This window comes from Wolbachia pipientis (genome assembly GCF_023661085.1).
Classification (GTDB): Bacteria; Pseudomonadota; Alphaproteobacteria; order Rickettsiales; family Anaplasmataceae; genus Wolbachia.
The window spans coordinates 1-11,687 of record NZ_JAHDJT010000027.1 but is presented as its reverse complement, the minus strand read 5'-3'; the positions used below and the strand labels follow the sequence as shown (position 1 = coordinate 11,687).

At 35.4% G+C, this 11,687-nt stretch carries 14 protein-coding genes; 8 read left to right on the top strand and 6 right to left on the bottom strand.

The genetic code is table 11. From position 1 onward, the window contains the following. Positions 1-189: 189 nt before the first annotated feature. Positions 190-1,704, top strand: a complete 1,515-nt coding sequence (secD, locus tag DM84_RS01900) for a protein translocase subunit SecD (RefSeq protein WP_250778038.1) — start codon at positions 190-192, stop codon at positions 1,702-1,704. On the opposite strand, the gene DM84_RS01895 is transcribed toward secD, so the two are convergent. Further along, positions 1,701-2,249, bottom strand: a complete 549-nt coding sequence (locus tag DM84_RS01895) for a hypothetical protein (protein WP_250778037.1) — start codon at positions 2,247-2,249, stop codon at positions 1,701-1,703. The two genes, secD and DM84_RS01895, sit on opposite strands and share 4 nt — an antisense overlap. A gap of 130 nt (positions 2,250-2,379) precedes the next feature. Here DM84_RS01895 and DM84_RS01890 point away from each other — a divergent pair, with 130 nt between their 5' ends. The 3 genes from DM84_RS01890 to DM84_RS01880 all read left to right on the top strand — a co-directional run bounded on the left by DM84_RS01890 (position 2,380) and on the right by DM84_RS01880 (position 5,469). Then, positions 2,380-3,564 carry a dicarboxylate/amino acid:cation symporter gene (locus tag DM84_RS01890; protein WP_250778035.1) on the top strand — a complete coding sequence of 395 codons (1,185 nt, stop codon included), beginning with the start codon at positions 2,380-2,382 and terminating at the stop codon, positions 3,562-3,564. A 6-nt stretch (positions 3,565-3,570) separates the two neighbouring features. Then, a complete protein-coding gene (gene pyrE / locus DM84_RS01885; protein ID WP_250778033.1) occupies positions 3,571-4,173 on the top strand; it encodes an orotate phosphoribosyltransferase in 603 nt (200 codons plus the stop codon). A gap of 588 nt (positions 4,174-4,761) precedes the next feature. Then, positions 4,762-5,469, top strand: coding sequence for a pyridoxine 5'-phosphate synthase (locus DM84_RS01880; protein ID WP_250778032.1), 708 nt, complete (start codon positions 4,762-4,764; stop codon positions 5,467-5,469). On the opposite strand, the gene DM84_RS01875 is transcribed toward DM84_RS01880, so the two are convergent. The 3 genes from DM84_RS01875 to rplM form a co-directional block, all read right to left on the bottom strand. Then, on the bottom strand, positions 5,462-5,773 hold the full coding sequence (locus tag DM84_RS01875) for an HU family DNA-binding protein (RefSeq protein WP_250778031.1): 312 nt from the start codon (positions 5,771-5,773) through the stop codon (positions 5,462-5,464). The two genes, DM84_RS01880 and DM84_RS01875, sit on opposite strands and share 8 nt — an antisense overlap. Positions 5,774-5,920: 147 nt before the next feature. Further along, a complete protein-coding gene (rpsI, locus tag DM84_RS01870; protein WP_250778030.1) occupies positions 5,921-6,367 on the bottom strand; it encodes a 30S ribosomal protein S9 in 447 nt (148 codons plus the stop codon). Further along, the gene (gene rplM / locus DM84_RS01865; protein WP_250778029.1) at positions 6,327-6,836 is read right to left on the bottom strand and encodes a 50S ribosomal protein L13; all 510 of its coding nucleotides are present in this window, start codon (positions 6,834-6,836) and stop codon (positions 6,327-6,329) included. The genes rpsI and rplM overlap by 41 nt, the downstream gene beginning before the upstream one ends. 134 nt (positions 6,837-6,970) lie before the next feature. On the opposite strand from rplM, the gene DM84_RS01860 reads away from it, so the two are divergent. The 3 genes from DM84_RS01860 (at position 6,971) to DM84_RS01850 (ending at position 9,459) form a co-directional block, all read left to right on the top strand. After that, complete coding sequence (locus tag DM84_RS01860; RefSeq protein ID WP_250778028.1) at positions 6,971-8,212, top strand: TolC family protein; 1,242 nt, start codon at positions 6,971-6,973, stop codon at positions 8,210-8,212. 19 nt (positions 8,213-8,231) lie between these two features. Further along, positions 8,232-8,798 (top strand): PopZ family protein, encoded by a 567-nt coding sequence (locus tag DM84_RS01855; RefSeq protein WP_250778027.1) that lies wholly within the window; start codon positions 8,232-8,234, stop codon positions 8,796-8,798. Positions 8,799-8,871: 73 nt separating this feature from the next. Next, positions 8,872-9,459, top strand: coding sequence for an RlmE family RNA methyltransferase (locus tag DM84_RS01850; RefSeq protein WP_250778039.1), 588 nt, complete (start codon positions 8,872-8,874; stop codon positions 9,457-9,459). 11 nt (positions 9,460-9,470) lie between these two features. Here DM84_RS01850 and DM84_RS01845 read toward each other — a convergent pair whose 3' ends face one another. Then, the gene (locus DM84_RS01845) at positions 9,471-10,118 is read right to left on the bottom strand and encodes a heme exporter protein CcmB (protein ID WP_250778026.1); all 648 of its coding nucleotides are present in this window, start codon (positions 10,116-10,118) and stop codon (positions 9,471-9,473) included. 102 nt (positions 10,119-10,220) lie between these two features. On the opposite strand from DM84_RS01845, the gene DM84_RS01840 reads away from it, so the two are divergent. Then, a complete protein-coding gene (locus DM84_RS01840; RefSeq protein ID WP_250778024.1) occupies positions 10,221-10,604 on the top strand; it encodes a TraR/DksA family transcriptional regulator in 384 nt (127 codons plus the stop codon). Positions 10,605-10,683: 79 nt separating this feature from the next. Here the strand turns inward: DM84_RS01840 and virB9 are convergent, their stop codons facing one another. After that, on the bottom strand, positions 10,684-11,469 hold the full coding sequence (virB9, locus tag DM84_RS01835) for a P-type conjugative transfer protein VirB9 (RefSeq protein WP_250778022.1): 786 nt from the start codon (positions 11,467-11,469) through the stop codon (positions 10,684-10,686). Positions 11,470-11,687 lie beyond the last annotated feature (218 nt).

Genomic DNA, 11,687 nt, shown 5'->3' with positions numbered 1-11,687 from the left:
CATTTTAACCTGTACAGATTGGGAAGTTAAACAAATAGCTTCAATACTATGATAATGGGACTGGTGAAGGTTGTCAAGTAGTTTTTTTGACTCTGTTTCTGTGAACTACTTGGGTGACACCGTAGGTTATTTAGAGAGTTTTACAAAAATCCATTTTTAACTTACACTACAATTTTAAACCTACAACTTATGCGCAATAGGCTTATAATCAAATCTTTTTCGGTACTGTGTATCCTTCTCCTTGCTTTATACGTAATACTGCCGAATTTCTTTGATAATAAGCTTCTTGTTTCAAAAAAGAGAATAAACCTAGGGCTTGACCTGAAAGGTGGGTCATCTCTGCTTCTTAATGTAGATTTGGATTCTTACTTCAAAGAAAAATTGAGTATGTTAGCCGATGAAATAAAAGAAAGCCTGCTAGCAAAAAACATCGAATCTCGCGTACGAAGCGATAAACAAGTAATTGTAACATTGAATAATACTGATGACTATAAGAAAGTTTCAACGCTAGTTCATAAAATAAACCCAAATTTAGAGCTAAACAGGAAGGATTCTTCGGTTTTCATTTCATATAAGCCTCATTATAAGAATTCTCTAATCAATGAAGTAGTTTCAGAGTCGATAAATAACGTCCAAAGACGCCTGGATAAGCTTGGTACGAGGGAAGTAAGCGTGCAAAAACAAGGGCAGAACAAGATATTAGTTCAAGTGCCTGGAGTAGAAGACACCGAGCAAATAAAATCTCTGCTTGGCAAAACTGCTAAGCTAGCTTTTCACTTGGCAAACACTAATGTGGCCAAAATGCAGGATATAGACCATGAAACTACTGTCATACTCAAGGATTCTTTAGGCAACTCTTATCCAATATTCCGCAAGACTGAAATAGGCGGTGATTCGCTGGTTAACGCGTCAGTTAGATTCGGTTCGCTTGGTAAACCCACGGTACATTTTAAATTTGACAGCATAGCAAGTAAGAGATTCGCAAAAATCACTAAGGAAAATATAGGAAAACCCTTTGCAATTGTTCTCGATAACACAGTTCTCACTGTGCCAACAATACGCGAACCAATCCTAAATGGAGAGGGAGAAATTAGTGGTAATTTCACTGAGAAACAAGCGAGTGAGCTTGCAATACTCCTAAAATCTGGCGCATTGCCAGCACCGCTTAAAATAATAGAAGAGAAAAATATCGGTCCAAGCCTTGGAGAAGAGTCAATAAAAGCAGGAGAAATAGCAGCGATAGTCTCTATCGTAGCTGTTGCTTTATTTATAATTATTATTTACGGCAAGTTAGGCTTATTGGCCTCTGTTGCACTGCTTTTTAATGTAATTTCTATACTATTAATTCTTACCCTACTTGAGGCAACTCTGACTTTACCTGGAATTGCCGGCATTGCGCTAACTGTTGGTATGTCGGTGGATGCAAATGTTTTGATATTCGAACGCATTCGCGAAGAAATGAAATCAGGAAAAAGAACAGTTCGTGCCATTGAAGAGGGTTTTAGAAACGCAATAAAGACAATCCTCGATTCAAATCTCACCACACTAATTGCTGCTGGGATAATGTTTGCCATTGGCAGCGGGGCGATAAGAGGCTTCTCTGTTACTTTGTCAATAGGCATCTTATGCTCAATGTTCTCTGCGATCACAGTTACAAAACTTCTGATAGAGTTGTGCGTAGATCCGAAGAAGTTGGTGCTTTAAGTTTTAGCAGCCACTAAATTCTTATCTTCATCTTTAATTTCTGAAGGATCAACCGATTCAAGAGTATTACTAGGTTTATCAGATTCTTCTATAGTGTGAGTATCACTGTTCTTTTCCTGCGAGGAAAGGTATTCCTTTACTACTTCAACTGTAGCCTTTATAAATTCTCCTGCAACGCAGGCCAAAATAGGTATAACGATTCCTATTATTATACCTATTCCAGTTGTTGACACCACACCAAGGGAAACTGTATTCACAGATGCAGCAAGGCCAACTCCAATTGCTATGCTAGAAATATGTGATAAGCTCCATGACCCAAGTAGCTCTTTGTGACCTGCTTTATATAACGTGAAAGAAAGTAACCAAAAAATTAATGTAGAGGATAATGCTGCAGAGGCGATAATGGCGCTGCCTAAAACAATGGGCAAAAAAGCTGTAAAACCTAGCGCAGAACCAATAAGACCTGTAATACACCCTATTATCCCACCTACTGCTAATGTTACTCCCGCAAAAAATGTTATTACTTCAAGTGTTTCTATACTCATGATTCTCCTTTAAGATGCTTATTAATAAAATATTAATTTATTATTAATTATTTGTCAAGTTATTTTGCCTATCAATCTGTTTCAAAACAACGAAATTGTTGTATAATGTTACTTTTAAGTTTTATTTCCAATGCGTAGGTTTGCGATACTTTTTTCTATACTGCTTGCAATAGTTGCGTACTATTTGAACAATGAAGTGATATTTGAAGTAGCAAAGCTATTTAGCGATATATTCATCAGCTTGCTCAAATTAATCAGTTTACCTTTAGTTTTTCTATCCATAGTGTCTACAATTTCAGGTCTTAAAGACTCAATTGGAATTAAAATTTTACTTAAGAAAACACTATTCTATACGCTACTTACAACTATTATAGCTGCGTTTGTTGCGCTATCTTTTTATTTACTTATGGATCCAGTGAGAAAAAATTTCATAAATAACACGATAGAAAACGTAAGTGACAGCAATCACAACTACTTTTCATACTTGAAATCACTCATTCCTTCAAATTTTGTGCAAGTCTTTCTTGAAAATAACGTTATTGGCAGCATATTGATCGCTTTTTTAATGGGTGGAGCTGTTATTTCACTCTCAAGAGAAAAACAGGATATATTACATCAAGTGTTTTCTGCACTTTTTGATACGTTACTTAAAATTGCTCAAGGGCTACTGAAGTTTATTCCACTCGCTGTATGGTCCTTTATCACGTGTTTTTTGCACGAGTTAAAAGGTGGCAGCGAGCTCTATAGTCTTTTGTGGTATTTTGCCTGTATAATGTCTGCAAATTTCGTGCAAGCGTTTCTAGTTTTACCGCTACTTATGTGGTATAAAGGCATATCACCAATTCAGACGCTAAGAGGAGTTATGCCTGCACTCACACTTGCGTTTTTTTCTAAATCATCCAGTGCAACACTGCCGACAACCATAGACTGTGTGCAAAATAAGCTAAAAGTGCCAAAGAAATTGTCGTCCTTTATTTTACCAATATGTACAACAGTCAATATGAACGCATGTGCTGCGTTTATTTTGATTACAGTAATGTTTGTTGCGGAGATGAATGGGTACACATTTTCCTTAAGCGAAATGTTTATATGGATTTTTTTAGCCACAGGGGCTGCAATTGGCAACGCTGGAGTGCCGATGGGATGCTATTTTATGGCAACTAGTTATCTTGTATCAATGAACGTTCCTTTGTATATTATGGGGCTGATTTTGCCTATTTACACGATCATCGATATGTGTGAAACTGCAATAAATGTGTGGTCTGATGTTTGCGTAACTCAAATAATCAATAAAGAGTGTAAGGGTGAAACTTAAAAAACGATGTTAGACAAAGATGATCCAATAATGAAGGAATTTGAGGAAGCTGGAGCGATTTTGCACGGACATTTTGTCCTGTCATCAGGGCTGCATAGCGATACATATATACAATGTGCTAAGATTTTTGAGAATCCAAGCAGAGCCATGAAAGTTTGCGAGCTATTGGCAAATAAGATAAGAAAAGAGCTAAGTAGTCCAATAGATTTAATACTATCTCCCGCAATTGGTGGAATAATCGTGGGTTATGAGATTGGCAGGCAGCTTGGAATCAGGACGATGTTTTGCGAGCGCGTTAATGGCAAGTTTGAATTGCGCCACGGATTTGAGATCAAAAAGGGTGAGAAAATATTACTGATTGAAGATGTGATAACCACGGGCAAATCTTCACTAGAAGCAGTGGAATGTGCAGAAAGGAAGGGGGGTAAAGCCGTTGCTGAAGCTGCTCTAATCAAGAGGAATAGTGAAGCAAAATTGCCTTTTCCTGTTATATCTTTGCTTGAGCTGAATATCAAAAACTATAGCGGATCAGAGCTTCCTGAAGAATTGAGAAAACTGCCTGTAACCAAGCCAGGGAGCAGGGAATATCTAAGTAATTGTACAAAGTAATCCTATTTTCAATGTCATCCAAGTAGCATAGAAACGGATTAGATGCAAAATTTACTTGACAACCTTCGTTGTTACCCTTATAATAGAATTGAAGCTATTCATTTAGCTTCAATCTGTGCAGATTAAACGACGAAAGTATCACGGTTGGCGTCTTATGTTTAATTTTTTGCACTATGTGCACCTTATGTCTTTATTAATTTCACCTAGACTCCTAGGTTTTTCCCTATACAAGCTGAAACGCGCTTATAAGTCGTTTAAGACAGTATAGTACGCCAATTTGCAGGATTAGAGAGTGAGCAACTTCTACCACGGGATTTCTTTTGTCTTTTTTTCTGCTTAGTAAATTTCTTAAACATTAAGCTAAGGTTAGTTGCGGTTTAAAGGCAGCTAAATTGCAGCGTTTAAGGTTCAAAAGATGCCAATATTTTTGAACAGGTATTGACCAGGGCTTCTTTTGCTTTTTTTTCTCATTTAGTAAATTTCTTAAGCATAAAGATTATGCTAACTTTCGTTATCAGAGAGTCAAAAAATGACTGTGTAAAAGACCTAATAACATGTATAATTTATAAACAATCTTTGAGGTGGATTATGAAACTAGGCGTTAACATCGATCACGTTGCAACCCTCCGCAACGCACGCAGAACTTCTTACCCAGATCCATTGAAAGCAGCAGAAATAGCCATTGATGCGGGAGCAGATTTTATCATCGTGCACTTACGAGAAGACAGAAGACATATTAAAGATGAAGATGTGTTTAATCTGAAAAAAAACATTGAAACTGAGCTAAACCTTGAAATTGCAGCTACAGAAGAAATGCTTGGAATAACAAAAAAGGTAAAACCCTATTCGATTAATATAGTACCAGAAAAAAGAGAAGAATTGACAACAGAAGGTGGCTTGGATATAATTAACATGTACAGCAAACTCTCTAGTATAATAGAGGAGATGCATAGCATTGGTATAAAGGTTTCACTGTTTATCAATCCAAATATCAATCAACTAAAATATCTTGAAAAGCTAGAAAGAAAGCCTGACATAATAGAAATTCATACAGGAGATTACTGCGATAATCCATCAGAGGAAAAATTACAATCAATTACTAATGCTGCAGGATATATCAATAAATTAGGAATAGAATGCCACGCAGGACATGGGATAACCTATACACACGCTAAAAGAATAAAAGAAACACCTCACATTTCAGCTCTTAATATAGGCCACTCTTTAATCAGCGAAGCTATATTTTACGGCTTACACAGCGTAGTAAAAACAATGAAAACGATAATCTCTAACTAACTACTGCTTTTTCCTTTTCATTCAAAACAGTTAAAAGAGTCTTGCTCGCTTTAAATTTCACTCTTGTCTTTTTAGGAACAGTCATGATCTCACCACTCTGAGGATTACGACATTGTTTCTCCCGACTTATAGCAGTAGAGAATGTACCTACCCCATGCAGACGTATTTCACCTTCTCTATCTAGCTCATCTTTTATTATTTTTATAAACGCATCATGAATCTTGCCCAAGTCAGACTTCGTTATATTTATATTCTGACAAGAACAATCTTCTTTTAATTGTTTTACTATATCTTCTTTACTCATAAATTACCTTAATATTGAAAAATTCACACAAACAGCATATTACGTTCATATCAATAGTCAACTAAATTTATCGCGAAAATAGAATATGTCATACACTTTTTTTAATATTTGCATAACGCTTAACAAAAAGTTCCATAAAAAAAATAACTACCTTTTAGAAAATTGACACTTCTTGCGAGCCTTGTGTTGACCATATTTTTTACGCTCAACAACACGTGAATCTCGTGTTAAGAACCCTTTTTTGCGCAATATAGAATGTAAGTCTTGGCTTATTTTACTTAAAGCTCTGCTTATTCCATGAGCTAAGGCACCTGCTTGACCAGACAGCCCTCCACCTTTTATCGTAGCAAATACATCATACTTATCGAGCATAGATGTTACAATAAATGGCATTTTTACCATTTGGCGCACTGATTCCCTTTTAAAGTAATCCAGTAGTTTGTCTTTCTGATTAACACTAAACTTCCCGCTTCCTGGCTTTATCCATACTCTTGCTGCAGATTCCTTCCTTCGGCCTGTAGCATATAAACGACCAAGCGAATCAATTACTGGTTTAGTTGTTTTTTCTGATTGATTTGTTACAGAACTTTCCATTTTTACTCCATTGTTTTTTATTTTTACGATTTAAGGAAGCAAAATCTATCTTTTCAGGTTGCTGTCCTTGATGCTTATGCTCTGGACCAGAATAAACATATAAATTCCCAAAACGTTTGCGTGCCATAGGACCATCATCAAGCATTCTTTTTACTGCCATTTCTATTACACGCTCAGGAAACTTACCATTTAAAATGTTATCTGGAGTAGTTCTTTTCAAACCACCAGGGTAACCTGTATGCTTATAATAAATTTTCTCTTTAAGTTTCTTTCCAGTAAAATGCACCTTTTCTGCATTGATGATAATTACATTATCACCACAATCCATATGAGGTGTATACTCAGGTTTATGTTTTCCACGCAATAGCGTCGCTACAAATGCTGCAAGCCTCCCTACTACTAATCCTTCTGCATCTATGACAAACCATTTTTTATCGATTTGTTTTTCTTTTAAGAAAAAAGTTTTCATCATCTAAAATTATAAAATAGTAAGCTATGATACACTTAATTTCTAAATAGTGTCAACAACATTAGTTATTGATTATTAAAGCAATTTGTGCTAGTAACTTAGCTGTGTGCAACTAATATGTATATAGGAGTAGAATGTTTCGGTTGATTATTACGCTTGCGGCCATTTTTAGTGCTATAAGTTGTTACGCAATTGACCTCGAAGAAGTTATAAGTAAAGCTATTAAAAATAGTTCAAAACTAAAATCTCAATTCTACCAATACAAAAGTGCAGAAAAACAGCTAAAATCTGCCGGGTTAACTGGGTTTCTGCCAGATATTAGTTTGCAATATAGGTTTAACGAAAAATTTGGTTTTGAGGATAAGACCGGTGGCAGACTTGGCCTTGGAAGGAGCTTGACATTAAATCAAAGAATAATGGACGGTGGTGGTACTTTTGCCACATTCAGTCGATCAAGTCATCTTCTCAAAGTAGAAAAGATGCGGTTTCAGCAGTTAAAACAAGAGATTGCGCTCAACGCTGTGAAAGTATACGTTGACGTTCTACGCAGAACAGAAATATTAAAATTGAGAGAGCACAAAGAACGCGTTTCTTTGGAGCACTTGTCAGCAATGAAAAAACGCCTTTCTCTTGGAGAGGTTACCAACGCTGAAGTTTCATTAGCAAAAGCAAAGTTTTCATCCTCGGTATCGGAAAGAGTTGATGCTGAAGGTAAATTAAAATTGGCAAACATTGCTTACTTTCATTTAATTGGTAAGGATCCTGATGAACTCTCAGAAGCTAATGATAAGTTACCTTCTGTTCCGAAGCTAAATGAATGCTTACAATTAGCAAAAACCAATAATTTATCTCTCAAAGCAGCGATTTATCAAAAAAGAGCAGCTAAAATGGAAGTGATTGCTGAAACTTCTAAGTGGCTGCCCTCTTTAAATCTCAGCACAAGTAAAGGCTTTAGAGAAGGCTTTAGCTTTGATACGCTTTTAGACAACGTCAATATTGTTTTCACTCTCGATATCCCGATTTTTAAAAGAGGAATCAATGCTTTTGGTATTGGCAAAGCTAAAATGGATGCAAAAAAATCTACCTACGATTATTATGAAACAGTAAAAAATATAGAAAAAGAGGTTGTGAACGCTTGGAATAACGTTCTGACAGCAAAGGCTGTCATTAAGGCAAGTCACGAAGCCGAAAAAGCAGCAGCTTTAGCGTTGGAAGGAGTTGAGCAAGAAGTCAACTTAAATTTGAAAAGCACAACTGAACTTTTGGATACTGAAGATGCACTATTCAAAGCACGTTCAGACTTGGTTGAAGCAAAAAGCAACTATGTAATTAGTGTTTATAATTTGCTTTTTATGATAAATAGTATAAATCTCTAAATTTAATGGTGTTAGCGTTATGAATGATGGACAAAGCAATCAATCTGTAAAAGATATCCTAGAAGACATAAAAAAAGCCATATCGGGTAAAAATGCAAGTGGTGATGAAGTAGAGAAGGAAAAAGAGGATGATGATGTTCTGTATCTTGAAGAAGAATACTTGGAAGATTCTGAAGAAGATAGTAAAGAGGAGGATAAAGAAAAAAACAACAACGTTCAGGGTAAGGAAATGGTTTTCGATAACACCAAATTTAATATTCATAGTCACAATCTAGAGGAAAAAGAAGAGGTTCACTTGCAGCATAATACCCAAATGAGCAATAAAAAAGTGGATAACAGTAGCTTACAAACGCAAAATAACGACCATCTAATCTTAAAAGAGAATATGGAAGAGATTAAAGAGTTACTTGAAAGAATGCAAAGTGAACTACAGCACAAGCAACAAAAAAGGGCAAGTCTTACTGTTGAAGAATTAGTCACATCTCTTTTAAAACCTCAGTTGTCGGAATGGCTAAATAAGTATCTTCATACATTGGTAAAAGAAGTAGTTGAAAAAGAGCTAAAAGACATAATCAGTAATAAATGATTCTTGTAGGGTATTAACAATAAAAACTAGAGTAAAAACAGCCAAAGGCAGAAAACTATCTTCAACCAGGTGGCTGCATCGTCATTTAAATGACAAGTACGTACAAAAAACCAATAAGGGTGGCTACAGATCTCGCTCGGCATACAAGTTGATAGAAATAGATAATAAATTCAAATTACTCCAAAAAGGGCAAAAAGTCATTGATCTTGGTGCTTCTCCAGGTGGATGGTCACAAGTTGCATCTCGGAAAGGAGCAAATGTGGTTGCCATTGACATAAAACCAGTAAATACAATTGCTGGAGTAGAATATATACAATGTGATATAAATGAGCTTGAAATTTTGAGGAACAAATTTAAAGACCAAAAATTCGATGTAATTTTATCTGACATGGCCCCAGAATCCTGTGGGTTAAAATCGTTGGATCATATTAGAATTATGCTTTTATGCGAAGCAGCATTGAATCTTGCAAAGCACTTCTTAAATTATGGCGGCAAGTTCGTAGTAAAAATTTTTCAAGGAGAGTCCGATAAAGATTTTTACAACGAATTAAAAAAAATATTTAAAACAGTAAAATACTTTAAACCCAAATCAAGTAGATCTGAGTCTACGGAAATGTATTTAGTAGGTTTAGACTTTGTCGGTGGTAAAGATCTCAAATAATGGTAAAGCCTTCAATCCTGTTCTACAGCAAATTTTAATGCCATATGAGTAGCTATAATGCTATTGACTGTCAGAATAGCAAAAATAAAAGCAGTAATAAGCAACGTGTGAATATTCAAGGATAAGCTTTCAAGCTGAACTAGTAATTTAAAGTATATGAAGACCGGCATTATCATTGGCAAAACAAGAATTTGTGACATTCCCGATACTAAGTTGTTTCGACCAATCATTAGTGCATTTCCAACAGCTGAAATATTGATTACTATCAATGTGCTAAGCAATAAAGATAAGCCTACTGCTATTGAGTATTCAATATTATTATCAAGAACTACAAAGCTGAATATGGAAGAAATCGCTGAAATCGGTAACCCGAACGATAACCAGTGAGCAAAAATTTTACAAGTAATTATAAGCTTAGAAGAAAGTGGTTGTATGAAAATTTGCTCTAATATTCCGTCATGATAATCAGAAGCAAATAAGTTACTTGTAGAGATTTGTAAAGCAAATGTAGCACATATCCATGTTAATGTTAACATAACTTCTTGTTCACTGTTATTTTCAAGTGTGAACAAAGATAGGCTTAACATTACAATAAAAACAGATATTATATGGGTAAAGTTCTTACCATAGATTACTAATTTTTTTATTAAACCAATCATACCAGGACTTTAAATGTTTATTATAAATTATAGTGTTTACTTATAGGTAGTATAATTTCTTGTTCGCAAATTATGTAGGTTTTATTATCTAGTTGTAAGGTTATGGAAGAGTTACCAAAAATAAAATTACCAGAAGATTACACTCCTTCAGAAGACGAAGAATATATGAGCGTAAAGCAGTTAGAGTATTTCAGTTCAAAGTTGCAATCGATGCTTGCTGAGCTGGAGAAGCAAGAACTAGAGGATAGTGCATATTATTCTGATGAAGACAGTGGAAGCGAAAAATTAATCCAGCGCAGAAAAGACAGAAAGGAAAAAATTAAGGAGGCGTTAGAAAAAATAAAATTAGGCACCTACGGTTATTGCGAAGGAACAGGGGAAGAAATAGGAGTCGAAAGACTTAAAGCCAATCCTCTTGCCATATATTGTATTGAGGAGCAGGAGAGATTAGAAAAAGAAAAGAACGTGTACAACACTGAAGATTAATGGAAATGTTGGTATGACAACCGTTTGAATCAATATATGCTGAAAAGTGCTGTACCTGAGGCACTATATCCTTTAACAGCTACTTACCCTTTTTAAAAGGCATGCTTTCATTGAACAAGCAGACTGTACTTGATCCGTTCCTTAAGGTAAATACCGAGCCCACTCTTTCAATTATAAGATAATCATCAACTGTACGGAAATTTACTAGAGATTCATATCCTGCAGAATCAACCATAAAGACTGCTGGAAAATCAGAATTTGTCTTATTAAATTGCAGATATGTGAATTTTCCGTCATCAAAGACTTTAGCGGGTATTATTGACTCACTACCCTTTACATGTGAGATGGAATAATTAAAATTTAAGCCTTTCTTTACAACCTCAATATCACTTATGTCAGGAATAGTGTTGGGGTTAGCTTGCTCGAGAATATCACCGTTGTTGGTTGTGTAAATTTCATCGCTATTGAATAGTGGATAAAGAAACCTTACTTCATATGCTAATCTTGGATCATCCAATCCAGTTGCTTCCTCAGCATGAAGTTCAAAGTAATAAACTCTTTTGTTAGTAATTACAGTTGCGTTAGTGTCAGCGATATCATCTATAGGTTTGATAAATAACCTGTTACCTTGAGGAACAAGCTGCCAACCAGTTGGATCACCCATTGAAAGGTTTTGTATTACTTCACCTGGCTCAAATAATATGCTCGACTGGTAACCATAAAAACCAGTGTACTTATGTATAGCCTGTGGATTATAATTGATGACTTTTATGTGACTGTCTGCAGCTATTGGACGTGGTTCCTGTTTTGCAAGTGCATCACCACCACAAAAAAACAACAGCACAACAAACAGTAAGCTAATCATAATATTAAAATTGTACACAGACTATCATTTTACCACTGGGAGACATAAACTGCAACTGTTAATACCAATTTCCACTACACAGAAAGCTGGTAGACAACAGTAGAGAAAGCCACTCAATAGAAACAAAAAAAACTACTTGACAACTTCCAACAATTTTATTATCATAACACTAAGGGTATTTCTGACTCAAAACTTGTTTTTGATCTGCAGGCTCAATG